Source organism: Pseudomonas mandelii, from assembly GCF_900106065.1.
GTDB lineage: Bacteria > Pseudomonadota > Gammaproteobacteria > Pseudomonadales > Pseudomonadaceae > Aquipseudomonas > Aquipseudomonas mandelii.
Window position 1 is genome coordinate 4,475,454 of the sequence record NZ_LT629796.1, and the last position, 26,327, is coordinate 4,501,780.

Below are 26,327 nucleotides of genomic sequence, written 5' to 3' on the forward strand. Positions count from 1 at the left end.
TCAGACCCGGGCAGCGGTCACAGCGGCCGAACCCCAGGTGGTTCTCCAGCGACGTTTCACCCCGTGCAGGCCGAACCAGGCGAGCACGCCAAGGCTGGCGAACAACCACAGGGCCATTTGATAACTGCCAGTGCTTTGCTTGATCGCGCCCATGCCCGCTGCCAGTGCGAAACCGCCGATGCCGCCGGCCATGCCGATCAAGCCGGTCATTACACCGATTTCCCGACGAAAACGTTGCGGGACCAATTGGAAGACCGCGCCGTTACCCGCACCCAAACCGAGCATGGTGCAGACGAAAAGTGCCAGCGCTGCATAGGAGCTCGGCAGGTTGAAACCCACCGCCGCGATGCAGATCGCTGCAACGGTGTACATCCCCAGCAACGTGCGAATCCCGCCGAATCGGTCGGCCAGCGCGCCGCCTAATGGGCGCATCAGGCTGCCACCGAACACGCAGGCTGCGGTGTAGTAGCCGGCGGTGACCGGGCTCAGGCCGTATTGGTCGTTGAAATAGCCGGGCAGGGCGCTGGCCAGGCCGATGAAGCCACCGAAGGTCACGCTGTAGAAAAACATGAACCACCAACTGTCGCGGTCGCCCAAGGCCTTGAAGTAGTCGGACATGGACTTGGCTTTCGGCCGTTCAGGGGCGTTTTTGGCCAGCCAGGCGAACACGATGATGGTCAGGATCAGCGGGATCAGGGCGAAGCCGAACACGTTGCTCCAGCCGAAGGCGGCCGCCAGCACCGGGGCGATCAATGCGGCAAGCACGGTGCCCGAGTTGCCGGCACCGGCGATGCCCATGGCCTTGCCCTGATGCTGCGGCGGATACCATTGCGAGGCCAGCGGCAGGGCGACGGCGAAGGATGCGCCGGCCACACCGAGAAACAAGCCCAATAGCAGCGCTTGTTCGTAACTGTGGATGCCGTGTTTCCAGGCAACGAACAGGGCGCAGATGACGATCACCTGGCCGATCAGGCCAGCGGTCTTGGGCGACAGGCGATCAGCCAGCAAGCCCATCAAAAAGCGCAGTATGGCCCCGGCGAGAATCGGCGTGGCCACCACCAGCCCGCGTTGCTGGGTGGTCAGTTGCAGGTCGGTGGCGATCTGCACCGCCAGTGGGCCGAGCAGGTACCAGACCATGAAACTCAGGTCGAAATAGAGGAAGGCCGCGAACAATGTCGGGGTATGGCCAGATTTCCAGAAGCTTGAATTCATCGCGCACCTCAGCTGTAGGGAGTCTCGAGAAGGAGTCAGAAGCTTGCAGGTGGGGCGCCGCCTCGGCCGCACCACCGGCCCCGATCTCTGGGGCCAAAACGAAAAAACGCCGCCACCCGATTCGCCGTGGGCAAATGAGGTGAGCGACGTCTTTGTCGTAGGTGGGGCAACCGCCGTTGGTTACCTGTATGGATTACTTAGCGAGATCTGTGCCAACCCTCGGGAATGTGGGTTGAGGAGATTTTTGTGGCGAGGGAGCTTGCTCCCGCTTGAGTGCGCAGCACTCACAAAATCGGTTAGGCTGCCGGGTTTTTTGGGGCCGCTTCGCAGCCCAGCGGGAGCAAGCTCCCTCGCCACAAAGGGTAAGAGGTCAGCCGAGCAATTCACTCATGGCAATAATCTGCTCCGCCACCTGAATCAGTTTCTGCTGCCGGCTCATGGCCTGGCGGCGCATGAGGGTGTAAGCCTCTTCCTCGTTGCAGTCCTTCATCTTCATCAACAGCCCCTTGGCCAGCTCGATGCGCTTGCGCTCGGCCAGTTGCTGGTCGCGGGCGTTGAGCTGGGCGCGCAGGGCCTGGTCGCTTTCAAAGCGCGCCATGGCCACGTCGAGAATCGGCTGCAAGCGTTGTGCGTGAATGCCTTCGACGATGTAGGCACTGACCCCGGACTTGATTGCCTGACGCATCACATCGGGGTCATGTTCATCGGTAAACATCACAATCGGTCGCGGTTGGTCGCGGCTCACGAGCACCACTTGCTCCATCACATCGCGGCTGGGTGACTCGGTATCGATCAAAATCACATCCGGACGCACCGTTTCGACGCGCGCGGGCAGGTCGATGGTCAGGCCGGATTCGTCGATCACCTCGAACCCGGCTTCGGTCAGGGCTGCTTTCAGGCGACCGACTTTCTTCGCGGTGTCGTTGATCAGCAGGATACGCAACATATTCGCAATCTCCTGTCAGCGGCTGGCGATTCGGTGCGAGCTTTCGCTCATGGCGTGCAGCTTGAAACTGCGGGCATAGCCGGTCGGGTCGGAGCCATCCCAGACTTTGCCGTCGATCAATTGGCTGCTGCGCATGTCCTCACCCTCGGCGGCAACACCGACTGCGCTGGCGGCCTCACGGTACAAGTCTAGTTGCTGGACCTCACGGGCCACGCCGAGGTAATCCGGGTCGTCGCGCAACAAGCCCCAGCGGCGGAACTGGGTCATGAACCACATGCCATCGGACAAGTACGGCACATTGACCTCACCGCCCGCATGGAAACGCAGCGCGTGCGGGTCCTGCCAGCGATTGCCGAGGCCATCGGCGTAGTCGCCAAGCAAGCGCGGTTCGATGCAATCGAGCGGTGCATCAAGGTATTCGGGCGCGCTCAACAGCTTCGCGGTGCTGCGGCGGTTCTCGCTGCCGTCTTCAATGAAGCGGCTGGCTTCGAGGATCGCCATCACCAACGCCCGGGCGGTGTTGGGGTACTGCTCGACAAAGGCGCGAGTGCAGCCGAGGACTTTTTCCGGGTGATCGGGCCAGATGGTCTGGGTCGTTGCCATGGTGAATCCCAGATTCTGTTTTACCGCGCTGGCGGACCAGGGTTCGCCGACGCAGAAGCCGTCGATGCGTCCGGCTTGCAGGTGCGCGACCATCTGTGGCGGTGGCACCACCACGCTGTCGACGTCCTGCAACGGATGAATGCCCTGACTCGCGAGCCAGTAATACAGCCACATGGCGTGGGTGCCTGTCGGAAATGTCTGGGCGAAGGTCAATTTTGGGCGACTTTGGTGCACGTGCCGGTCCAGTGCTTCAGGACTGGTCACCCCCAAGGCCTGCAAGCCATGAGAAAGGTTGATGCTCTGGCCGTTCTGGTTCAGCCCCATGAGCACCGCCATGTCGGTCGGCGCCACGCCGCCGATGCCCAGGTGCACGGCGTAGATCAAGCCGTACAGGCTGTGGGCGGCGTCGAGTTCGCCGCTGACCAGTTTGTCCCGCAGGTTGGCCCAGGACGACTGGCGCTTGAGGTTCAGGGTCAGGCCGTAAGGCTGCGCGAAACCCTGCGTGGCCGCGACCACCACCGAGGCACAGTCACTCAGGGCCATGAAGCCGAGGTTGATCTCAGTCTTTTCCGGGGCATCGCTGCCATTGACCCAGGCCAGTGGGCCCGCTGTGGTTTCATTCATGGTTAAACACCTTCCAAAAAAAAGCGTCGTACCGGGCTGCTTGCCAGGGCAAGGCCAAGTGACGACGCCTTTGTCTTTCGACTCATCCCGCCGTTGGCATGAGTGCTGATGTCAGTGAGGGTGCAAGGCATATGCCATCGTCCGCTGATTTTGTTGCGCGCCTCGCTTGCGGCACCGATGCCCGGCTATAATCGCCGCCTCATTTCGCCGCCATTCGAGTCAAAACCGCCCATGTACACCCTGGCCCGTCAGCTGTTGTTCAAACTTTCCCCGGAAACCTCCCACGATCTGTCCCTGGACCTGATCGGCGCGGGCGGGCGTTTGGGCCTCAACAGTCTGCTGTGCAAGGCGCCGGCGAAAATGCCGGTGAACGTCATGGGCCTGGAGTTTCCGAACCCGGTAGGTTTGGCGGCGGGTCTGGACAAGAACGGTGCGGCCATCGACGGATTTGCCCAGCTGGGGTTCGGCTTTGTCGAAATCGGCACCATCACCCCGCGTCCGCAGCCGGGTAACCCCAAGCCACGGATTTTCCGTCTGCCGGACGCCGAGGCGATCATCAACCGCATGGGGTTCAACAACCTCGGCGTCGATCACCTGCTGGCACGCGTGGCGGCGGCCAAGTACAAGGGCGTGCTGGGCATCAACATCGGCAAGAACTTCGATACACCGGTTGAGCGTGCGGTCGACGATTATCTGATCTGCCTGGACAAGGTCTACGCCCACGCCAGTTACGTGACGGTCAACGTCAGCTCGCCGAACACCCCGGGCCTGCGCAGCCTGCAATTCGGCGATTCGCTCAAGCAATTGCTGGCTGATCTGGCGACCCGTCGCGCGGAACTGGCCCTGCGCCACGGTAAACATGTACCGCTGGCGATCAAGATCGCGCCGGACATGACCGATGAAGAAACCGCTCAGGTCGCGCAAGCGCTGATCGAAACCGGGATGGACGCAGTGATTGCCACCAACACCACCCTGAGCCGTGTGGGCGTTGAAGGCATGGAGCATGGTGATGAGGCGGGCGGTCTGTCCGGCGCACCGGTTCGCGACAAGAGCACCCACACCGTGAAGGTACTGGCGGCGGAACTGGCGGGTCGCTTGCCAATCATCGCCGTGGGCGGCATCACCGAAGGCAAGCATGCGGCTGAGAAAATCACTGCGGGTGCTAGCCTGGTGCAGCTCTATTCCGGCTTCATCTACAAAGGCCCGGCGCTGATTCGCGAGTCCGTCGACGCCATCGCGGCGCTGCGCTGAAGGGCTGAGCAGGTCCTGGCGCTGAGGTTTTCTGTGGCGAGGGAGCTTGCTCCCGCTCGGCTGCGAAGCAGTCGTAAACCCCGCAACCGCGTTTTACCTGACACTCCGAGTTGTGGCTGGTTCTGGGGCGGCTTCGCAGCCCAGCGGGAGCAAGCACCCTCGCCACAAAAGCAGTGTTCAGATTCCAAGTAATTGGCGGGCATAAAAAAGGGCTCCTCGAAGGAGCCCCTGGGCCGGAGCCCGCCGCCCGGATGGGGCGTGCGTGGTAAGTCGTTACGTAATCAGATTGTCGTGTCGGAGTGTTGTGCCCTGTGTTAGCCGACGGCGTGAAGTTCGTTGAGTCTGTGGATTCCCGCAGTGCCGGTCATACCGTCCCAGTTGTCGCCGCGTCCTTCTCGCCAGCCGTTAATCCAGGCTTGGCGTACCGACGGTAGAGTAAATGGGCAAAGCTCACGGGATTTGCCACCAACGCCATATTGATATCCGCGCAAAAATGCTCTTTCCAACGGATCACGCTTAAGTCTTCTCATAGGGTGTTGCCCTCACTTGTTGACTGTATTTATCGCGTCGACCTCAATTGAGGTCTGGCAGAAAAAAACTCCTGCCGTTGGGGCTCGCTGCCGGCGTCGCGAGCCAAGGTGTTGACGTCGTTGCGGCGTCAACCTGTGTTGAGTTCTAACCAATGCGTCACATCGAGGGAATGATCGTTTTGTCATAAGAACGTAACCATAAAGATGCAACGGCCATAAGTAACTCGATGTTTGTCCCGTGTTTCTTGGTCAAAGCCCTGTATGATCGGCCCCCCACAGAATGATGGAGTTAATCCTTTGTGAGAATGGCTCCTGTTAAGCAGGACGATTATTCGACGAAGGGTCGACTTATGACATTTTGTTGCATCAACTTTTTTATCTGCCTGTGCATCTAAGCTCTTCTAACCTGAGCAGCACAGGTGGGACGGCACACCTTCGTGCCACGCGGGCGCTCTTTTAGAAAAGCGCCTGATTGAAAACCGGGCCGGCAATGCGTTGCCGGTTCACTTAGCTAAAGGCTCTGAGATTCCAATGTCCGATCAATTCGAAATCTTCCTCACTTGTCCCAAAGGCCTTGAAGGCCTGCTGATCGAGGAAGCCGTCGGGCTTGGCCTTGAAGAAGCACGTGAGCACACCTCTGCCGTGCGCGGCATGGCCACCATGGAAACCGCTTATCGCCTGTGCCTGTGGTCGCGTCTGGCGAACCGGGTGCTGCTGGTGCTCAAGCGTTTCCCGATGAAGGACGCCGAAGACCTGTACCACGGCGTACTCGACATCGAGTGGCAAGACCACATGCTCAATGACGGCACCCTGGCCGTCGAGTTCAGCGGCCACGGCTCGGGCATCGACAATACGCACTTCGGCGCCCTGAAAGTCAAAGACGCCATCGTCGACAAACTGCGCACTCCGCAGGGCGATCGTCCGTCCATCGACAAGCTCAACCCGGACCTGCGCATTCACCTGCGCCTGGACCGTGGCGAAGCGATTCTCTCCCTCGACCTCTCCGGTCACAGCCTGCACCAGCGCGGTTATCGTTTGCAGCAGGGCGCGGCGCCGTTGAAGGAAAACCTCGCGGCCGCGATCCTGATCCGTTCCGGCTGGCCACGCATTGCGGCCGAAGGCGGCGCACTGGCTGACCCGATGTGCGGTGTTGGTACGTTCCTCGTCGAAGCGGCGATGATCGCCGCCGACATGGCGCCGAACCTGCGTCGCGAACAGTGGGGCTTCACCGCCTGGCTCGGCCACGTGCCGGCGCTGTGGAAAAAGCTCCACGAAGAAGCCACCGAACGCGCCGCCGCCGGCCTGGCCAAGCCACCGCTGTGGATTCGCGGTTACGAAGCCGATCCGCGCCTGATTCAACCGGGCCGCAACAACGTCGAACGTGCGGGCCTTAGCGAGTGGATCAAGATCTACCAGGGCGAAGTCGGCACGTTCGAGCCACGTCCGGACCAGAACCAGAAAGGTCTGGTGATCTGCAACCCGCCATATGGCGAGCGTCTGGGCGACGAGGCGAGCCTGCTCTACCTCTACCAGAACCTTGGCGAGCGTCTGCGTCAGGCCTGCCTGAACTGGGAAGCGGCGGTGTTCACCGGCGCGCCCGACCTGGGCAAGCGCATGGGCATCCGCAGCCACAAACAGTATTCGTTCTGGAACGGCGCCTTGCCGTGCAAATTGCTGCTGATCAAAGTCACGCCGGACCAGTTCGTCACCGGCGAGCGTCGCACCCCGGAACAGCGTCAGGTCGAGCGTGAACAAGTTCAAGCCGAAGTCGAAGTCGCCGACAACGACGTAGCGCCGGGCAAATACGAGAAGTACAACAAGAACGGCAACCCGATCAAACCGGCCCCGGTAGTGATCGAGCAACCGCGCTTGAGCGAAGGCGGGCAGATGTTCGCCAACCGCCTGCAAAAGAACCTCAAGGCGTTGGGCAAGTGGGTCAAGCGCGAGGGCATTGATTGCTACCGCGTCTACGATGCCGATATGCCGGAATATTCCATGGCCATCGACCTGTATCACGATTGGGTCCACGTCCAGGAATACGCCGCACCGAAGTCCATCGACCCGGAAAAAGCCTCGGCGCGCATGTTCGATGCCCTGGCGGCGATTCCGCAGGCCTTGAACATCGACAAGAGCCGCGTGGTGGTCAAGCGCCGCGAGCGTCAGAGCGGCACCAAGCAATACGAACGCCAAGCGGCCCAGGGCAAGTTTGTCGAGGTTAACGAAGGCGGCGTGAAGCTGCTGGTCAACCTCACCGACTACCTCGACACCGGACTGTTCCTCGACCACCGCCCAATGCGTATGCGCATCCAGAAAGAGGCGGCCGGCAAGCGCTTCCTCAACCTGTATTGCTACACCGCGACCGCCAGCGTTCACGCGGCCAAGGGCGGCGCGCGCAGCACTACCAGCGTCGACCTGTCGAAAACCTACCTGGACTGGGCGCGTCGCAACCTGTCACTGAACGGTTTCTCCGACAAGAACCGTCTGGAGCAGGGTGACGTGATGGCGTGGCTCGATGCCTGCCGAGACGAGTACGACCTGATCTTCATCGACCCGCCAACGTTCTCCAACTCCAAGCGCATGGAAGGGATCTTCGACGTGCAGCGCGACCAGGTGCAGTTGATCGACCTGGCCATGGCGCGCCTGGCGCCCGGTGGCGTGTTGTACTTCTCCAACAACTTCCGCAAGTTCACGCTCGAGGAAAACCTCAGCGCGCGTTATGCCGTTGAAGAAATCACCGCCCAGACCATCGATCCGGATTTCGCCCGTAATGGCAAGATCCACCGTGCCTGGAAAATCACGGCTCGTTGACACTTATAGGGATTGGATCCACAGAGCCTTGATTTTAAAGGCTCTTGGCTTCTTTCTGTGCTGGTCAAATTGATGGCTAATAGCTATAACTCAACGCATGGCCAATGGGCTTTCCCGCACCTGGCGTTTTGAGTTGCGTTTATGTCGTTGCACGCCGTGCGCCCCAAGATCCTGGGTTTTATCAGTGAAGATGTCTCGGCCTGGTTGGTCGCGCTGCTGGTATTGCTCGTCGGTGGGGTTCTCACTGGATTGCTGGCCTGGTCGACGCTGAATCTGTATCACCATCAATTACGGCAACGTTTCCAGCTGCTCGCCAGCGAACGCTACAGCCGCATCGAAGAACGTTTCGAAGATCAGGAGCAGCGCCTCGACGGCCTGCGCCGGTTCTTCGCCAATTCCGAGTCAGTCTCCCGCGCGGAGTTCGACGGTTACACCCAACCGCTGCTGCACCGCACGCAGGCGTATTCATTCGCGGCGCGGGTCACCCGTGCCGAGCGGGCGGCGTTCGAGCGCAAGGTGCGTGAAGAAGACGGTTTGAGCGACTTCACTCTGCGTGAGCTCAATGCCGAGGGCCAGCTGCAATTGGCCGCCGAGCGGGATGAATACGTGGCGGTGCGCTACAGCCAGACCCGAAGCCGACTCGGCTCGCCGCTGGGGTACGACTTGTTTGCCCAGCCGTTACGCCGCGCCACCCTTGATCGGGCGGACAAACTGGGCAGCATGGCCGTCTCGCAGCCGATGCATCTGGTCGGCATCGAGCCGGCGTATGCGCGTGGCGTGCTGCTGGTGGCGCCGGTGAAGCGTCAGCGTGATGCGGCGACGGCGGACATGAAACCCTACGGATATGTCATGGCCGTGATCAGCATGCGCCAGTTGCTGGCGGACGGGTTGCCGGAGGCCAGTTATGACTATCTCTCGGTACGCATCCTCGATCTGTCCACCGACGATCAGCATGAAGTGCTTTACGAGTCCTCTAACCCGCCTGCGCCCAGTGAATTGTCCGCGACACGCCTGTTGCGTATGGCCGACCACGATTATCAAGTCGATATCCTGCCCAGCGAAGCCTTTCTGAAAGCCAACCATTCCTCGGTGACCAGCCTGGTGGTGCTCGGTGGCTTGCTCAGTGTGCTGCTCAGTGCGTTGCTCTACGTGCTGGTCAGCCAACGCCAGCGCGCACTGAAAATGGTCGAGCAGCGCACCCAGGAGCTGCACGCCCGCGAGCAGGAATTGCGCGGCACTCACGGCCAGTTGCGCGGCGTGCTGGATGCTGCGACGCAAGTGGCGATCATCGCCACTGACCTGCGAGGTGTCATCAACACCTTCAACGCCGGGGCCGAGCAAATGCTGGGTTACTCCAGCGCTGAAGTGGTGGGGCGCATGACCCTGGAAAACCTGCACTTTCCCCGAGAGCTGGTTGCACGCTCGGCGGAATTGAGTGCGCGCTATGGCAAGCCGATTCCGACCTGCCAGGCGATGTTGGTCGAAGGTGGAGAAGAGGGCGGTCATGAAGCTCGGGAGTGGACGCTGGTCCGTCAGGACGGCAGCCATTTGACCGTGAACATGCTCGCGACTCCGGTGCTCGACGAGCAAGGCCTGTGGGTCGGGCATCTGGCGATCTGCATCGACATCACCGAACGCAAGCGTGTCCACGAGGCCCTGGCCGCTCGAGACCTGTTGCTGAAAAAGCTCAGCGCCCATGTGCCCGGTGGCATTTATCAATTCAAGATGGAATTCGACGGCCGATTCAGTGTGATCTACGCCAGCGACGGGATTCGCGAGATCTATGAACTCGAGCCGGACGTTTTGCTGCTCAACGCCGAAGCGATTTTCACGCGGATTCATCCCCAGGACACAACCCGCGTTCGCGACTCGATACGCGCATCGGCGAATACGCTCAGCCCGTGGCGCGAGGAGTACCGGGTACAACTGCCTCAGCGCGGTCTGCGCTGGGTTCGCGGCGAGGCGACCCCGGAGGAACTGCCGGGCGGCGGCGTGCTCTGGCATGGCTACATCTCGGACATTTCCGACCTGAAGCGGGTGGAAGAAGAACTGCGGGCGCTGTCGATCACCGACTCCCTGACCGGAATTCACAACCGCCGTTACTTTCAAGAGCGCCTGACCACCGAAATGGCCCGGGTCGAGCGCGGGGGTGGCGAGTTGTCGGTGATCATGCTCGACATCGACCACTTCAAGCGCATCAATGACCAGCATGGCCACGCCGTGGGTGATCGGGTGTTGCAGGCCGTGTGCGAGCGCATCGGCCATCGTCTGCGACGTACCGACGTGTTCTGCCGCCTGGGTGGCGAGGAATTCATGGTGCTGTGCCCGGACATCGGCGGCGAACAGGCCCACGTGCTGGCCTTGCAACTGTGGCAAGCCTTGCGCAGTTCACCGATCGAAGGCGTCGGGGTCGTGACCGCGAGTTTCGGGATCGCCAGTTGGCGAGTCGGGGAGGGCGCGGATGCGCTGTTGCTGCGGGCGGATTCTGGGGTTTATGCGGCGAAGCAGGCGGGACGGGATCGCGTTGAAGCAGAGATGAACTAAGCCTTCATGCTGACCCCTGTGGGCGTGAGCCTGCTCGCGATGGCGGTCTGTCAGTCACATCATTGCTGGATGTGCCGCCGTCATCGCGAGCAGGCTCGTTCCTGCATTGGATCTGTGGTGTCGCGTAGATCGGGTCAGAGCACCGAAGCCGTTTCCGGCACTTTCGGCTGGCGATACAGGTCCAGCAGCACCTGATCCAGCACCGACGATGCGCCAAACGGGGCCTTGTCGTTGAGGATCGCCACCACCGCCCAGGTGTTGCCGTTGACGTCACGGCTGTAACCGGAGATCGCGCGCACGGTGTTCAGGGTGCCGGTCTTGACGTGAGCTTCGCCGCGCATTGCCGTGGTTTTCAGGCGTTTACGCATGGTGCCGTCGGTGCCTGCAATCGGCATCGAGCTGATGAACTCGGCGGAGTAGGGACTGCGCCACGCAGCTTGCAGCATCGCCGCCATTTCACGAGCGCTCACGCGTTCGGCGCGAGACAGGCCGGAGCCGTTCTCCATCACCAGGTGCGGCGCGGTGATGCCTTTCTTCGCCAGCCACTGACGCACCACACGCTGGGCAGCCCTGGCGTCGTCACCGTCGGCGTCGGTGCGGAATTTCTGGCCCAGGCTCAGGAACAACTGCTGAGCCATGGTGTTGTTGCTGTATTTGTTGATGTCGCGAATGATTTCCGCCAGATCCGGCGAGTAGGCCCGGGCCAGCACCTTGGCGTTGCTCGGCGTTGGCGCCAGACGGTCCCTGCCCTGGATGCTGCCACCCAGTTCTTTCCAGATCGCCCGCACGGCACCCGCGGTATAGGTGGCGTGGTCAAGCAGCGACAGATAAGTCTGCGAGCTGCAGCCTTCGCCCAACTGACCGCCGACCGTCACAGTCACGCTGCCATCGGCCTGGGTCACCGGGTTGTAACGCACGCCACCGGTACATTGCTTGGAATTGACTGCTTTGACCTGGTTTTCAACTTTGATGCTGGCAATCGGCGGTTCCACCGACACCAGGACCCGGCCATTGTCGTTGCGTGCCACGAAGCGCAAGGCCTTGAGGTTGACCATCAGCGAATCAGGCTTGACCAGGAACGGCTTGTTGTCGTCATTGCCATCGTCGTTGAACTCAGGCAGTTGCGGTTGCACGAAGAAGCCACGATCCAACACCAGGTCGCCGGTGATTTGCGTCACGCCGTTGGCGCGCAAATCACGCATCAGCAGCCAGAGCTTTTCCATGTTCAGTTTCGGATCGCCGCCACCCTTGAGGTAGAGGTTGCCGTTGAGGATGCCACCGCTGAGGGTGCCGTCGGTGTAGAACTCGGTTTTCCACTGATGGTTCGGGCCGAGCATTTCCAGCGCCGCATAGGTGGTTACCAGCTTCATGGTCGAAGCCGGGTTGACCGAAACGTCAGCGTTGTAAATGGTCGGTGTACCCGGGCCGTTCAGCGGGATCATCACCAACGACAGGGCGTTGTCCGGAAGCTTGCTGGCCTTCAGGGCCTTTTCTACGTTGGGTGACAGACCGGTGTTGATGGTGGCGGCGGAAACGGAGAAGGCCAGAGGAAGAAGGACGCCGGCCAGTAACAAGGGACGCAAAGATTTGATCATGTGAAATTGAACCCTGCATTCGAGGGGAAAAAAGGCGAGGGCATGAAGATAAATTCCCTCAGTGGTCATGAAAGTGTCGGCATTATGCCCCAAGGTGCAACGGCTTGTGCCTTGCCGTGGCCTTCTAATCCGCAATTTTTTTACCGACGGTCAGCGACGCGCCCCAGAGAGTCGGGCAATTAGCGGCTTAAACTGCTAAAGTGCCGCCCGTTATTACTTATGAGGATTGTTCCAATGGCGACTAACCGTTCCCAGCGTCTGCGCAAAAAACTGTGCGTCGATGAATTTCAAGTTTTGCTGATTAGCAAAAAATAGTTCGAATGTTGTCAAAAACGCTTTGTCACTTTTTTCTCTGAATCCCCCGCTCTTCCGCTCTCCCTTCAAGCATCAAGCCGCTTTCAGCCGATCACTCCTTCGGGGGTGTGCCACGGTAGTCCTATCACCACCGCAACATTCCAACCTGCAGCCCTCCCGCCATCCGTTTACCTCAATTTGAGGAGATGGAAGATGCTCGAAAGCTAATTGAGATTTGCCGCGATTTCTCCGAATTTGATAGTGAATGGAGTCATCAAGCCGATAGGGGGCGACCCCCGGATACTAAATGCAGGGTTTCAGATGTGGGGCGGTAATGGAGAAGCGGTAAATGCCAGGCATGCTGTGAGAAGAATAGGATCGTCCTCGTGCTTGATCACGGACAGTAAGGGGGGGCGAATAGGGGAGAGAGTTCGGGGGGACTTAAATTGACGATTAGAGTTCTTATCTTCAGAAACAAAAAGGGCCATCACGATGGATGACCCTTTGAACATCAAGCTACCGGATTGATCGGCTTTTCCGGGTACCACACGTCCAGCAGCGGGCTGACTTCAACGCTGGTCAGCTCGGTGCGGCCTTTGAGCCAGGCTTCAACGGCAGCGCGTTGTTCGGCGCTGACCGAACCACGCTTCTGTAGGCAAACCAGACCGTAGTCGTCGCCGCCAACATAGCCCAGACCGTTAGCTTCCATGGCTTCTTTCAGGAACGCGTCGAGGAATGCATCGATTGCCTCGTCAGCCAAATCTTCCTTGAAGTCCAGGTTCAGCTCGAAGCCCAATTCCTGGAACTCGTCTACACAGAGCTTTTTGCGCAGACGCTGGGAACGGTTAGTGGCCATTGAAACAATCCTCTTAAGTAATAACGCCGCGCATCTTACCAGCTAAGCGGCACCTCTGCCTGATTGAGTGAGGCGCTGGCCAAGCGAAGCAGTTGCTCCATCGAATTTAAGCTTCCCAATTTTAGAGGATGGCCAGTTGCCGTCGCCGCAGATGCTCATGGTCACCTGCGCAAAGACCGCGTTGGCAACGGTTTTCGAAGTGAGCTATGAAAGCGCAACTCAGCTCAGTCCAGATGATTCAGTGGGTGCAATCGAATTAGCTCCCGCAGGGGATGCGGGGAGAATACTCAATTCTGCGTTTTGTACGGTGGGCGGCCCCTCCTATCATTTTCAGCGGTACCGCATAGCTGAAATCAGTTAGAACCCTATTTCAGCTAGCTCCATTCGAATCCTTTCAAACAAATGATCCTTGTTGGCATGCTCGTTTGAAGTGAGATAGCCGGCGAAGATTATGCTCATTGGATGAACCCCGAGCACATCTGCCATCTGCTCGATTTTGTCAATTGAAGCACTACCTCTTCCTGCTTCGAGGTTGCTTATGTAGGGCTGGCTTGGACCTAAGCTTTCCTGGGGAATGTCTCTCTTAAGTCGAAATGACTTGATGGAGGTACCAATAGCCCGCTTGAGTTCCAATCGCATAAGTACTTCTCGCAAAAGGAACGATAAGGCCGGTCAAAGCAATTTTGTTCTATACTCTTCACAGTATAATTTGGCGTCTTATGGTGTTTTTTGACCGGGCTGGGCGTTATTTTCTACAGAGACTGCGAGATTTATACGTCTATGGAAACGAAATCATCATGCATGCCCGTCTGCATCGATTTGCCGGAGCGCACGTTGCTTGAAGACAGTACTTTTTTTGTCCGCTTGCGAACGCTGGATGAGCTGGATGCATTTTGGAGTAACCATCGGCACAGATTTCTCTACGCCTGTGAGGGGAAAAGCTTCAGCAATCCGACCTTTTTACGCGAGTATGAATGGGTGTTTAGCTCTACAAAGGCAGCAGTGGTTCGCACGGTTTTGCGGTGGGGACAGTCAGGAATCGACTGCGAGTTCTATGAATGGGCTAAACATGATCCTCAAATGCACGAAATTTTTTTCGTGGACCGCGATGCCAACCGCGACTCCATGATCGAAAAGGGCATTTGGTTGGAAAAGAATGAGAAGGATTTTCGCGCTGATTGCATTCGTCGAACTGCCGAGACATACCGCGGATGGTGGCGCTTTTGCAATCTGCCCAAGGGGTACAGCCCTAACGAATGGCTTGCTAGCGGCCGGGGTTATGAGGAGTTTATTGACCCTCAGATGCCTTGTCAGGAGGTTGCGACCGCACTACAGGAGCAGACTTTCGATGATTGGCGGCAATCCGATTTTTGGGAACTCGAAACCCATAATAGTGAAAGCATCGATCAGCTTATCCAGTATTGGAAGAATGAGCGTGCGAAAGGCGAGGGCTATTATGGTGACGAAAACGAGCCCCTTTAGACCCATGAGCTAAGCACGACTGCACGTTTTGATGCGCACTAGAACGCTTCAAACATGAACGCACGCTCTGGGGTAGCACGACTCCCCTTACAGTGAGCACTTTTCCCGAAGACGTCTTTGCAGCCCTTTTTGGGTAAGAGCGGAGCTGAGGCCAAGGACGAGCGCACCATGAATTAGATACAGCGCTGAGTCCTCGGGCACAACGGGAGCACGTCATGTGACTGCTGGGGCCCAATCCAAGGGCGTCGGAAAGATGCATTGAGGTCAGCAACAACTTGCGCGCGCACAAGAATTCCGCTGATGTCATTTGCATGAGGCTGCAGTATTTTGGAGCTTATTACTGCCTGAAAGGGCGCCACGTCAACTGTAAAGGTGTTGGCCGGAATTTGTGAGCGGTCCGGTGAATCACTGAGCTCCATTCCTGACGGGTACCGCAAGATGACTGATCAGCCTTTAAAGTTCGGGACCTACCAGTGGTTTGAAGAAACCTCAGAGGAGCTTCCACTCAATGCGAGTGAGATCGAAGTGCGTTTGGCCATCGCCGAATTCGTAATTCGACGGGTTGCCGGAACTCCGGCAGGGGAAGAAGTTTTCAAGGGGTTGTTAAAGCTTTTTGAGAATCGGTATCCCCATCACAAACTGCTTTCGCATTATTTGCTCAGCCCTGGCTACTCAGCGTCGAACACGGATGACGTTGAGCCAGAGGCAGAGAAAGTCACTTTGGGGTTCGGCGCTCTGGATGAGAGGCTGGTCAATAACCTGCGCCATCGTGATGGAAGCCTGGAGCCACCCGGCCCGCTGGCGGGAGTAGGTACAGATCGCCCGTCTAGTGGCAATCGCCGTCGAAAACCATAGAATTCGCAGTATTGACAGTGACATATACAGATCGATAGACGATGAACTCTCGTTTCAGGCTGTTTTGAATGAGTAAGTCACGCACCCATTGTGGCGTTTTGTGGAGAGGCACAGGTCGCTTCCGATCCTCACTCCGGCATCATCATTACCGCGAGGGTCATCTTGATGAATTCTCCATCTCGGTCGATCACCACCAGGGCGCTGCGTACGATACGCATCAATTATGATCAGCCGCAGCTCCTTGAAGTGTAAAGCGGGAAGGTTGGCGCCATGACTGCCATAGAGCAAGCTGTAGACGCACTGCAGAAGGCCAGGAAGGTGGTCTTTTTCACCGGCGCTGGCATCTCCGCGGATAGCGGCATTCCCACGTACCGCGAAAAACTTTCTGGAATCTGGGCAGGATACGATCCGAGGGACTTAGATACGGCCAAGGCCTTTCGGGAAAACCCAGCGTTGGTATGGGGATGGTATCTGTGGCGGCGTCTCCGTGTTGCTCAAGCAAAGCCCAATGCTGCACATCTTGTGATACCGCGCATGATTAATTCAGAACGCCAAGTGTCTGTTATCACTCAAAATATTGATGATCTCCATGAGCGAGCAGGCTCGCTAAATGTGGTGCATTTGCATGGCAGTTTGGCAATGCCCAAGTGCTTCGCCTGCCATCGGCCAGCGGTTGTGTCACCCAGTCAATCAGTAGTGCCGGATGAAGGCGCTCTGATCGACCCTCCTAGATGTCAGCGGTGTAACGGGAAACTGCGTCCTGCAGTGGTCTGGTACGGAGAGGATTTACCAGCTCAGGCTTGGAAAACTGCAGTGCAGTTGGTGAAGGATTGCGATCTGCTGGTCTCAGTCGGCACCTCCGGAATCGTCATGCCTGCCGCAGGCCTTCCCGATCTTGCGTTGGCGTCGGGAGCTTCGGTCATTCATGTGAACAAGGTCGACGTTGCAATGGGTGAACCGAGGGAGTTCATGCTGATGGGGGCTGCCGCTGAAGTACTGTCGATGCTGCTCGAAAGGATAGAGACGGGGGGGGCCAGGAAGCTTGAGCTTTGAAGCCGCGTTTCGAACACGTGTTCCTGGTCTGTCCATTAGCCCCTTCAGGCGTCAGAAGGATGTTTTGGTGGCCGCTTACGACGCAGGTTTATAGGGAATTATAGAGCGATTATAGAGCGATTATAGAGCGATTATAGAGCGATTATAGGTGACTGAACCTGGTCGTCTTGTGTTGGACTGACGACCTCAACGCGTGGAGCCTTAAATGACGATGCCATTTGAACGGAGCAGGTCCGTCGCACAAACTCATGCTTTCCTGACGGAACTTGCTCGCGACACAGAAGTGCCCGAGCGCATTAGACAAAACGCTCATTTCCTTTTACGCCACTTTCCCACTAAGCACGATGTGCTGCAGGCTGGTCGAATTGAAGAGCAAGCGAAAAAAATAGGGGTAGGTACATTTGGCGTAACCGTCCGGCCAACTCACCTTCCTGACCCCGACGCCAAAGGCGATGGTGTCCACCTAATTTAAGTGGACACCATTTCTAGCCTTTTAAGCGGGTCTTTCCATGCAGTCACAACGCCGTTCCTATTCAAAATCCTTCAAGGCCCAAGTTGTCCAAGAGTGCGCCCAGCCCGGCGCATCGATTGCCAGCGTCGCGCAGAAGCACAGCCTTAACGCGAACCTCGTCCATAAATGGATTAGGGTACTCACGAACAAAACCATGGCGCTGCAACCTGCTTTCATTCCAGTGCCCTTGCCGCTAGCCGGAGGACATTCGCAGGCAGCTTCATCGAGTATCTGCATTGAAATCCAGCACCCGCGTGGCACCGTCAAAGTGAACTGGCCGACCGAAAGCGCTGTCGCCTGTGCCACCTTTCTGCGAGACCTATTGGTATGATTCGGATCGATGCCATCTGGCTTGCCACCGAGCCTATGGACATGCGCGCCGGTACCGAGACCGCGCTGGCCAGGGTGATCGCGGTGTTCGGTGTGGCGAAGCCGCACTGCGCATACCTCTTCGCTAATCGCCGTGCCAACCGAATGAAAGTCTTGGTGCATGACGGTGTGGGCATTTGGCTGGCAGCGCGACGATTGAACCAAGGCAAGTTTCATTGGCCCGGCATCCGTCACGGATCGGAAGTCGAACTCGATAACGAGCAACTTCAAGCCTTGGTACTGGGTTTGCCGTGGCAGCGGGTCGGCGCAGGCAGCGCGATCACAGTGCTTTAGCCCCTGCCATTAGCCCATCGGTTTATCGCTGTTGACGACCTGCTCTGACACAATCAGCGGCATGACTTCCTCGCCCAATCTCGACCAGATGACACCGGAACAGCTGCGCGGCTTGGCCGAACAGGCTATGCAGTTGCTGTCCCAGGTCGACTCCATGAGCCAGAAAATCCAACGCCTCGAAACGGTCAACGAGCAACTGGCTCATGAAATCGCCATCCTCAAGCGACACAAGTTCGCCAAGCGCAGCGAGCAACTGAGCCCCGACCAAGGCAGTCTGCTCGATGATCTGCTCGATACCGATATCGCAGCTATCGAAGCCGAGCTGAAGGCAGCCAATCCGCCGGCCGCACCGGCCGAGCCACGTAATAAGCCCAAGCGTGCACCACTGCCGCCGCAGTTTCCGCGAACCGTGATCCGTCACGAACCAGAGAATACTCAGTGCGTGTGCGGCTGCCAGCTTCAGCGAATCGGCGAAGACGTCAGCGAGAAGCTCGATTACACTCCGGGCGTGTTCACCGTTGAGCGGCATGTGCGTGGAAAATGGACGTGCCGTCAGTGTGAAACACTGATCCAGGCGCCTGTACCGGCCCAAGTGATCGACAAGGGCATCCCGACCGCAGGCCTGTTGGCCCACGTGATGGTGGCGAAGTTCGCCGACCATTTACCGCTGTACCGGCAGGAGAAGATTTTTGGTCGGGCCGGACTGCCCATCGCCCGTTCGACACTGGCGCAATGGGTCGGACAGACCGGTGTGCAGCTCCAGCCTCTGGTCGATGCGCTGCGTGAGCATGTGTTGGCCCAGGGCGTGATCCACGCCGATGAGACCCCGGTTCAGATGCTCGCACCAGGCGAAAAGAAAACCCACCGCGCTTACGTGTGGGCCTATAGCACCACGCCTTTCTCGGCCCTCAAGGCCGTAATCTACGACTTCAGCCCCAGCCGTGCCGGCGAACATGCGCGTAACTTCCTGGGCACGTGGAACGGTAAGCTGGTCTGCGATGACTTCGCCGGCTACAAGGCCAGCTTCGAGCTGGGCATCACCGAAATCGGCTGCATGGCCCATGCACGCCGCAAATTCTTCGACCTGCATGCAGCCAATAAAAGCCAGTTGGCGGAGCAGGCGCTTCACTCGATTGGCGGGTTGTATGAAGTCGAGCGACACGCCAAGGAAATGAGCGACGAAGACCGCTGGCGATTACGTCAGGAAACAGCGGTGCCCATCGCTGAAAAACTGCATGAGTGGATGTTGGCCCAACGCGAACTTGTGCCCGAGGGTTCGGCCACGGCCAAGGCCCTGGATTACAGCCTTAAACGCTGGGTAGCGCTGACGCGCTACTTGGAAGATGGTGCTGTACCCATCGACAATAACCAGATCGAGAATTTGATCCGGCCGTGGGCGCTTGGGCGCTCGAACTGGTTATTTGCCGGGTCGCTGCGCAGTGGAAAAAGGGCGGCGGCAATCATGAGCCTGATCCAGTCGGCGCGTATGAATGGGCACGATCCGTATACCTATCTCAAGGATGTGCTGATGCGGCTGCCGACACAGCGGGCGAGCGAAATCACGCAATTACTCCCGCAGCATTGGATGCTTGCCTGAGACAGGCTAAGTGGACTTCGCCAAATAGTCAGCTCAAAGGCTGACTTGTATCAACAATTCGGAAGCGACTTTTCTCAGCATATAGGTTTCGCGCAGAATTGATTGCCCCATCGAAGACTCGTGACGCTGCATAACGGCTTCATTGTGCGTGATGGCTTCATGCAGGTTGATCCAGACAGGCCGCATACCATTAGCGATTTCGTGGCTTTCCATTCTCACGGGCTCTAGCTGGGGCGCTACTTCGCATTGATAAAAATGCGAGGTCATGTGCATCAGATCGTACTGTGGCCCCCAGTAGGGCCGGTACTCCTCAATGTAACCGTAGTGCTGGAGCACCTTTATGTCACGAGCACCAGTCTCTTCCTCAAGCTCACGCTTCAGGCCTGTGACAATGTCCTCGTCACCATCAAGGCCGCCTCCAGGAAAGCTGAAGTCGTTATAGCGCTCGGTGAACAGCAACAGGATCTGTTCATCCCGCATCACGATGCCGCGTGCTGCATGTCGACGGAATACTCTGCCCTGTTTGGATTTCAGCTCGGGGTGAACAATTTCAGTTATGAGTTGCATGTGGTCTCGTTACGGCAAAATCAGTTAGTCATCGTCCAGGGTGGCCACGGCATTTCCGCAGTTCTGGAAATACTGTGGCCAGTGGAACTGGCTCAGCGAAGCAGCAATACGGGTAAAGTGGATGTTCGCAGCATCGTCGTGGTCGTGCTGCCTACCAGAAACTGCCTGATGCGTGAGTGCCCGTACGCCCCCATGACCAAGAGGTCAATGCCGTGCTCTGCCTGATACGCATGAAGTACCGACTCTACTTCGCCTGGGCGGATCTCGGCATGCACTAGCGGGCCAGAAGAGGCAAGTGTGGTTCGTGCTTTCTCCAGCTCGTTCTGGTTTTCTTCAGAGTCCGTACCAACCATGACGATATGAATTGGCAGGTCTTCGCACAGCGGGCTTGAAGCAAGCATCTGTACGGTCTTGTGGCCTGTAGCGCTGCCGTCAAATGCCACCATGATCGTTTCAGGTTTCCTGAAATGGCTGGTTGTAATCAGGATGGGGCGGTGGATTGTTCGGACTACCGCTTCAATCTGGCTGCCAAGACTTTGGGCACTGCGCGTGCTGTCCTCACCGACTCTTCCAATCACCAGTAATCGAATATCGTCTTGGAGATCGCTCAGGCTCTCGACGAGATGGCCATGGCGCTGCTTCAGATCAGGTGACATGGCGCCAGAGATGACTGTTCGCTCGCGAGCTTTTTCAAGCATGTGCTGCCCATGCTCCAAGGCCAGTTTTGCACGCTGCGCATCCAGCGTGGCCAACTCTTCCAGTAGATGTTCTCTGCTACCGAGACCGATATTGCCGCTGAGGTCAGCGGATGCAGGATATTTTTCCCTATCCAGCACATGGAGCAAGGTCAGGGGAGCGCTGAGTCGTTGCGAGGCCCATGCTGCGTAATCGCAGACCGCCAATGAGGATTGTGAGTTATCAATGCATGCCATTACGTGGGTCATTGTCGTTCTCCTTAGTGGCTCATGAGCTTGTCGATGGCACCGGGTTTGTCATGCACGCCGAAGCGGTCAACGATTGTTGTGCTGGCTTCATTGAGACCGAGCACTTCAACCTCAGCGCCTTCACGGCGGAACTTGATCACGACCTTATCCAGCGCTGCGACGGCGGTGATATCCCAGAAATGCGCTTGTGTGAGATCGATGGTGACTTTGTTGAGCGCTTCCTTGAAGTCAAAAACTTCAGTGAACTTGTCCGCAGAGCTAAAGAACACCTGGCCCACGACGCGGTAAGTCCGATGCGATTCCGTCTCTTCCAAAGTGCTCTTGATATCCAGGTAGTGCCCAACCTTATTGGCAAAGAACAGCGAAGCCAGCAGCACACCTACCAGTACGCCGTAGGCTAGGTTGTGAGTGGCCACGACGACCACGACGGTCGCCACCATGACGAGGTTGGTCGACAGCGGATGCTCTTTCAGATTGCGCAAGGAATCCCAGCTAAAGGTGCCGATGGACACCATAATCATCACAGCCACGAGTGCCGCCATAGGGATTTTGGAGAGCCATTCGCCAAGAAATACCACCATCAGCAGCAGGAAAACGCCGGCACACAATGTCGAGAGACGGGTGCGGCCACCAGATTTCACGTTGATGATCGACTGGCCGATCATGGCGCAACCTGCCATGCCGCCAAGCATGCCGGCAGCGATGTTGGCCACACCCTGGCCTTTGCACTCGCGGTTTTTGTTGCTGGTGGTATCGGTCAGGTCGTCGACGATGGTCGCGGTCATCATCGACTCCAGTAGGCCTACAACTGCCAGCGCAGCGGAGTAAGGAAAGATGATGCGCAGGGTTTCAAAGTTCAGCGGCACTTCAGGCCACAGAAAAATCGGCAGCGTATCCGGCAGTTGGCCCATGTCCCCCACGGTACGGATATCTAGCCCCAGATAAATGGCGATGGCAGTCAGGGTCAGGATGCACACCAGTGGTGAGGGAACCAGCTTGCCGATCTTAGGTATATACGGAAACAGGTAGATGATTCCAAGGCCCGCTGCGGTCATCGCGTAGACGTGCCAGGTCACGTTGGTCAATTCAGGTAACTGCGCCATAAAAATCAGAATCGCTAATGCGTTCACAAAACCCGTGACCACAGAGCGAGAGACGAAGCGCATCAGCGAACCTAGCTTCAGGTAACCCGCGAGGATTTGAAGTACCCCACAGAGCAACGTGGCTGCCAGCAAATACTGAAGTCCGTGCTCTTTAACCAGAGTGACCATGAGAAGTGCCATGGCGCCGGTAGCCGCCGAGATCATGCCGGGACGACCGCCGACAAAGGCAATAACAGCACAGATACAGAAGGAGGCGTAAAGTCCGACCTTTGGGTCAACGCCGGCGATGATGGAAAAGGCGATGGCTTCAGGGATCAGCGCAAGTGCGACTACGAGCCCCGCGAGCACATCTCCACGGACGTTGGAAAACCACGTTTGTCTAAGTTTTTGCAGCATAGAAAATATCCAAGGCAAAGCATCGCGCACGCCAAGGGAATGGCGAGCGAATCGATACAAATTCAAATTTTGAGGATTTTTTTGCTGTGTGCTTAAGGCGTATAACCAGGCGTACAGCAGTGCGCACCCGCGAGCGAGGCTAGCGGAAGCAGGTTGTTGCGAGGGGGCGTAGCGCTAAGGCGGCGTAGGCTGCCAGTAGATCGTTTGGAGTACAGTCATGCTGATGTTCCTGTAGCTCAAGGGGTATGCGGAGCAGAAGTATACAATGAAGCCATCGTCGATTGCGACCCGCTGCCAAGCTCCGCATGAGCTACGTCAGATACAGGCTTATTCAATGGGTATACCTGCGGGCAAGGCTTTGTTTTCCACCCGTTCTTGTCTGAGCTGGTCTGTGTGCTGAGAGGTGAGTTGGCCAGACGGTTACCATTTGGCCCCGTTTTTTGCTCTTCAACTGAAGACTGGTAGGTATGCGAAGCCAGCTGGCTACGACTTCCGATTAGTTGCAAATATGCCTGGAGCATAAAATGTTCCAGGTATTCCCGATGGCGGTCACTTCCCGAGCTTCTTCGGTGATCGGTTAAAAGGAATGATCGACGACTGGTTTAAGGCTCATGAGTGACAATCCCAAGTCAGCATAAGGCTGTCCAATTAAGCCAAGGACTTCAAGATACTATTGTGCTGGGTACGTGAATGGCGGTAGGGACATTGCTTGGGCTCTCTGGACTAACACCAAACACTGACTCTTAGCGCGTGTGATCGCATTGTAGAGCAATCGCCGCTTCTGCATCTCATCTCCACTTATGGCCGCAGGCCAAAGGACGAGGACTAAATCAAATTCTCGATTTTTGGCGCCATGAATGGTCAAAAGGCGAACCCCAGCCCCGTCGTTCCCAACAAACCGTCGTTGATTTGAGAAAACCTGGAGAATCGCCGATTCCATCTCTTCACGTGAAAAAATCGCCTGACCTTTGGTCCTTCGCTGCCTATCAAGCAGGTTTATGAAGTCTAGTTTGATACTACGAGGTTGATCTGCAATCAATGCTCTGGCTTCGGCCAAGCTAGCTTGGGCAGGTAAAGCGAGCGTATCGATAAGCGCTCTAGAACGTACTGATTCTGGTTGTTCTAAGCTCACACGGTGGGGACCATTCTGTCTGCTAGTCGTCCGAGACTCCACCCATTGGCGAACTTGATTAGCAAACGTACCCATTGTCGGGGTTATGATAGCGACTCTGTTTCCCGCTCTATTCCAGCAGATAGCGTTAGAAATCCAAGTACCTGCCATTCCCGCATTCGGAGTGGCTACCACTTTGAAATTGCCCGCGCTTAACGGAGCCTGCCCGGATCGAACCGCTCTGGCGGCTGCGAGCAGGTACCGGTCGTTTGTTCGCTGCGCCTGCTCCAACACCACTTCATTCCCCACAGCTGCAAGCCATTCGCACGCCGCATTCGGGCGCAACTCTTCCACAAGACACTGAAATTCGTCCGATGCAACAAGCAGCGCTACGTGCGGCGCTAGACTTTGGACGATGGCTAGACGGCTCGGCGTTAGATCCTGTGCTTCGTCCACCACAACCACCGGAAACGTCGCTGCTACCCAGCGAGCAACTTCGTCTCGTGCGATCAGAGTCGACGCTAATTCGCAGACTCGTTCATAGGCTCCTACATCTGGAAACTCCTCCCCCAGATGGGCTAGTAGAGCTCTCCACCTACAAACAATCCGCCAGGCGAAGCTATCAAGCGTAGTGCAGTCATAGCGGCAATTGAGTCTGGCAATTCCTGCGAGTCGGTCATCAAGACGTCGCCTAGACCCATGCATGAATGTGAGGGCAAGGACTTTCTGGCCGTCTTGCAACGGCCGATCTTCCAAATGTGCGGAAAGCGTAGCCATTAGCTGGTACGTCTTTCCACAGCCGGCGGCTCCTGAAAATGATCTTATGTTCATTCGTGGAACACCCACGCACCATCGGCGGCTCTGGCAAAATGCTGATTAGGGACAGCAGAACAGGTATGTGCTAAAGCACTAAATAGGTCGGAAGCTCTCCTTCGACATAGCTCAGAGTTTACGATCGCGTCCGCCACCGCTTCGTAGCAGATCACGTCCATTTTCTTGAGTTTCAAGTGAGCCACAATATCGTCAACATCGGCCGGCGGCTCGTTGGGGATGTCGCGTAGAGCCAAAAGAATATGTTCGTCATCGGCTCGCAGAATCCAGCCGATGACGTCCTCGATCATCTCGTTCTCTTTCCACCGAATTATTACTGGCGGAGGGGACGCACTTGCCTGCAAACCTACTGTATATCGTTGGCCGTCGCCGTCCCCGTCTACTAGGCAGCAGACACGATTGTGCGAGCGAGACAATAGCTCATAGATTTCGACTACTTTTGCGTCCTCGGTAGGTACCACGCCAACCTGCAGACCGAACATAGCATCCATGCTGGAGGACCAACCTTCCGTCAGCATCAGAGGGCGAAGCACTGTCTTCAAAAGTTGGAAATCTGCGCGTCCCTCAGGAACCAGGACGCACGGATGCATGAGCGCAGAGAGCACGTCTACACGGCTTTGCTGAAAGAATCTGCGCTGCCAATTTTGCGCTTGCGGCGGTAGCCGCTCAGGCAAAAACGGTAGCGCCGACAGCTGGCCATTTTCGTTTCGTAGAATCAAGACAGATGTCGGATCGGACACCGCTGCAATCATTGGTGAGTGGGTGGTGATGAACGTTTGAGTAGATAAAGCCTGCACTCGTTGGACAAGCTGTTGCTGGCCTGCAGGCGGGAGGTGCAGCTCAGGCTCCTCCAGAGCCATCAAAAACCCTTCGCCAGCTTCTGCCCGACCTCTGCCTAGTTCCAGTAGCAAGAGTAGGCCTTGCAGCGATATCAAACCACTTCCTTGCCTGGCTGCGGGAACACCCAAGCCATCTCCAACTGCAAAGTGTGCTGCCACCGAATCCAGCAACGAACGGCTATCAGTGCTGGTGACCCTTAGCTGTACTGCAGGTGCGTTGGGTATGCATTTCGAGAGTTCAGTATTTACGTTACTGATCAACGCGCTAATCTGCTCATCTTCTTCGATGGGCGATCCTGGTCTTCTAAGGCGATCCCTCTCCGCGATTATTGCAGATGAAGGCTGCGCAGCAGCTGCCTGCAGTGTGCGCCGGAATAGTTCACTTCCCCAAGAAAATACCTTGTCCCAAGTTCGACTAGCCCTAACAAGGTAAAACCCCATCTCCTTGATGAGTTTCGAGGGCACCCCGACCGGAGCATCGTCTGCAAATGGATCTATTGGATGATCATGGTCATGAAAGTATCTGACCATCTCAACCGAAAGCGAATCTTGATCAAAATAGGCTTGTGCGCCGATCTGGCAGCACAACTGCGTTGCTCGTGCAGTTCGTACTGGGCTCACTTCGCCAGTGCTTTCGTCAAGCCATTTCGGGACCCCTCGACCGTCTCGGAACCACTCCATGTGGTCAACTGGGTCCTGAGATGCAAAACCGGTGACAGTCCCTACGAGTTTAATTCGGTCTGCCGGCTGTGGATCCGATCCGTAGAAATCATGCTCCGTTAACTCTCGCACCATACGCTCGCGCCCGAATAGCAATGTCAAAGCTTCGATGACAGTGGTTTTGCCGGTATTGTTCGCTCCAATTAGGACAGGATGTTGCTTAAACTGAATCCTGCCTTGACGAATTCCACGGAAGTTTTGGATCTCCAATACTGCGACTTTCATTCAAAATCCTTTTTTTGGGCGGGCCTGATTACCGAATTAGGGTGAGCATCATCTTCAGCACGTATGAGTCTAGATTGCTTCCCTTGCCACCCGCTGTTTGCGCCGTATGATTTCTCCATCATTTGGAATAGGAAAAAGCGTTGTGCGCGGCAAGAGCGACGTTCAGT

At 57.1% G+C, this 26,327-nt stretch carries 22 protein-coding genes; 10 read left to right on the forward strand and 12 right to left on the reverse strand.

The window, feature by feature from the left end; translation table 11 throughout:
• The 3 genes from BLU63_RS20755 to BLU63_RS20770 all read right to left on the reverse strand — a co-directional run bounded on the left by BLU63_RS20755 (position 1) and on the right by BLU63_RS20770 (position 3,385).
• Positions 1-1,212, reverse strand: coding sequence for a nitrate/nitrite transporter (locus BLU63_RS20755; protein ID WP_077748200.1), 1,212 nt, complete (start codon positions 1,210-1,212; stop codon positions 1-3).
• Positions 1,213-1,582: 370 nt separating this feature from the next.
• Positions 1,583-2,158 (reverse strand): ANTAR domain-containing response regulator, encoded by a 576-nt coding sequence (locus tag BLU63_RS20765; protein ID WP_008146285.1) that lies wholly within the window; start codon positions 2,156-2,158, stop codon positions 1,583-1,585.
• 15 nt (positions 2,159-2,173) lie between these two features.
• A complete protein-coding gene (locus BLU63_RS20770) occupies positions 2,174-3,385 on the reverse strand; it encodes a CmpA/NrtA family ABC transporter substrate-binding protein (protein ID WP_010456499.1) in 1,212 nt (403 codons plus the stop codon).
• Positions 3,386-3,616: 231 nt separating this feature from the next.
• On the opposite strand from BLU63_RS20770, the gene BLU63_RS20775 reads away from it, so the two are divergent.
• Entirely contained in the window at positions 3,617-4,636 is a 1,020-nt protein-coding gene (locus BLU63_RS20775; protein ID WP_083377282.1) for a quinone-dependent dihydroorotate dehydrogenase, read from the forward strand.
• A gap of 314 nt (positions 4,637-4,950) precedes the next feature.
• On the opposite strand, the gene rmf is transcribed toward BLU63_RS20775, so the two are convergent.
• Positions 4,951-5,166 (reverse strand): ribosome modulation factor, encoded by a 216-nt coding sequence (gene rmf / locus BLU63_RS20780; RefSeq protein WP_003223300.1) that lies wholly within the window; start codon positions 5,164-5,166, stop codon positions 4,951-4,953.
• A gap of 531 nt (positions 5,167-5,697) precedes the next feature.
• On the opposite strand from rmf, the gene rlmKL reads away from it, so the two are divergent.
• Both rlmKL and BLU63_RS20790 read left to right on the forward strand, forming a co-directional pair.
• The gene (gene rlmKL, locus BLU63_RS20785) at positions 5,698-7,974 is read left to right on the forward strand and encodes a bifunctional 23S rRNA (guanine(2069)-N(7))-methyltransferase RlmK/23S rRNA (guanine(2445)-N(2))-methyltransferase RlmL (RefSeq protein WP_010456487.1); all 2,277 of its coding nucleotides are present in this window, start codon (positions 5,698-5,700) and stop codon (positions 7,972-7,974) included.
• 141 nt (positions 7,975-8,115) lie between these two features.
• Entirely contained in the window at positions 8,116-10,518 is a 2,403-nt protein-coding gene (locus BLU63_RS20790) for a sensor domain-containing diguanylate cyclase (RefSeq protein WP_083376062.1), read from the forward strand.
• A gap of 134 nt (positions 10,519-10,652) precedes the next feature.
• Here the strand turns inward: BLU63_RS20790 and dacB are convergent, their stop codons facing one another.
• The 3 genes from dacB to BLU63_RS33855 form a co-directional block, all read right to left on the reverse strand.
• Positions 10,653-12,113: a D-alanyl-D-alanine carboxypeptidase/D-alanyl-D-alanine endopeptidase gene (gene dacB / locus BLU63_RS20795; protein WP_083376063.1), complete on the reverse strand. Its 1,461-nt coding sequence runs from the start codon at positions 12,111-12,113 to the stop codon at positions 10,653-10,655.
• An 805-nt stretch (positions 12,114-12,918) separates the two neighbouring features.
• Entirely contained in the window at positions 12,919-13,263 is a 345-nt protein-coding gene (locus BLU63_RS20800; RefSeq protein WP_007971486.1) for a YggL family protein, read from the reverse strand.
• Between the two features lie 357 nt (positions 13,264-13,620).
• Entirely contained in the window at positions 13,621-13,902 is a 282-nt protein-coding gene (locus BLU63_RS33855; RefSeq protein ID WP_020302641.1) for a helix-turn-helix domain-containing protein, read from the reverse strand.
• Positions 13,903-14,064: 162 nt separating this feature from the next.
• Here BLU63_RS33855 and BLU63_RS20810 point away from each other — a divergent pair, with 162 nt between their 5' ends.
• From BLU63_RS20810 to tnpC, 7 genes are all read left to right on the forward strand, one after another.
• The gene (locus BLU63_RS20810) at positions 14,065-14,745 is read left to right on the forward strand and encodes a hypothetical protein (protein WP_083376064.1); all 681 of its coding nucleotides are present in this window, start codon (positions 14,065-14,067) and stop codon (positions 14,743-14,745) included.
• A gap of 438 nt (positions 14,746-15,183) precedes the next feature.
• On the forward strand, positions 15,184-15,600 hold the full coding sequence (locus tag BLU63_RS20815) for a hypothetical protein (protein ID WP_083376065.1): 417 nt from the start codon (positions 15,184-15,186) through the stop codon (positions 15,598-15,600).
• 270 nt (positions 15,601-15,870) lie between these two features.
• Positions 15,871-16,653: an SIR2 family NAD-dependent protein deacylase gene (locus BLU63_RS20820; protein WP_083376066.1), complete on the forward strand. Its 783-nt coding sequence runs from the start codon at positions 15,871-15,873 to the stop codon at positions 16,651-16,653.
• 205 nt (positions 16,654-16,858) lie between these two features.
• Positions 16,859-17,125, forward strand: a complete 267-nt coding sequence (locus BLU63_RS20825) for a BPSL0761 family protein (RefSeq protein WP_231990900.1) — start codon at positions 16,859-16,861, stop codon at positions 17,123-17,125.
• A gap of 37 nt (positions 17,126-17,162) precedes the next feature.
• Positions 17,163-17,495 carry an IS66-like element accessory protein TnpA gene (tnpA, locus tag BLU63_RS33860; RefSeq protein ID WP_083376067.1) on the forward strand — a complete coding sequence of 111 codons (333 nt, stop codon included), beginning with the start codon at positions 17,163-17,165 and terminating at the stop codon, positions 17,493-17,495.
• Positions 17,492-17,827 (forward strand): IS66 family insertion sequence element accessory protein TnpB, encoded by a 336-nt coding sequence (tnpB, locus tag BLU63_RS33355; protein WP_009684097.1) that lies wholly within the window; start codon positions 17,492-17,494, stop codon positions 17,825-17,827. The genes tnpA and tnpB overlap by 4 nt, the downstream gene beginning before the upstream one ends.
• Before the next feature lie 61 nt (positions 17,828-17,888).
• Positions 17,889-19,424, forward strand: coding sequence for an IS66 family transposase (gene tnpC, locus BLU63_RS20840; RefSeq protein WP_083376068.1), 1,536 nt, complete (start codon positions 17,889-17,891; stop codon positions 19,422-19,424).
• Between the two features lie 33 nt (positions 19,425-19,457).
• Here the strand turns inward: tnpC and BLU63_RS20845 are convergent, their stop codons facing one another.
• From BLU63_RS20845 to BLU63_RS20870, 5 genes are all read right to left on the reverse strand, one after another.
• Positions 19,458-19,991 carry an NUDIX hydrolase gene (locus BLU63_RS20845; protein WP_083376069.1) on the reverse strand — a complete coding sequence of 178 codons (534 nt, stop codon included), beginning with the start codon at positions 19,989-19,991 and terminating at the stop codon, positions 19,458-19,460.
• Between the two features lie 92 nt (positions 19,992-20,083).
• A complete protein-coding gene (locus BLU63_RS20850; protein WP_083376070.1) occupies positions 20,084-20,935 on the reverse strand; it encodes a universal stress protein in 852 nt (283 codons plus the stop codon).
• Positions 20,936-20,946: 11 nt separating this feature from the next.
• Positions 20,947-22,434, reverse strand: coding sequence for a SulP family inorganic anion transporter (locus BLU63_RS20855; RefSeq protein ID WP_083376071.1), 1,488 nt, complete (start codon positions 22,432-22,434; stop codon positions 20,947-20,949).
• 670 nt (positions 22,435-23,104) lie between these two features.
• Positions 23,105-24,376, reverse strand: coding sequence for an ATP-binding domain-containing protein (locus BLU63_RS20865; RefSeq protein ID WP_083376072.1), 1,272 nt, complete (start codon positions 24,374-24,376; stop codon positions 23,105-23,107).
• Positions 24,373-26,160 carry an ATP-dependent nuclease gene (locus BLU63_RS20870; RefSeq protein ID WP_083376073.1) on the reverse strand — a complete coding sequence of 596 codons (1,788 nt, stop codon included), beginning with the start codon at positions 26,158-26,160 and terminating at the stop codon, positions 24,373-24,375. The genes BLU63_RS20865 and BLU63_RS20870 overlap by 4 nt, the downstream gene beginning before the upstream one ends.
• Positions 26,161-26,327: the final 167 nt, after the last annotated feature.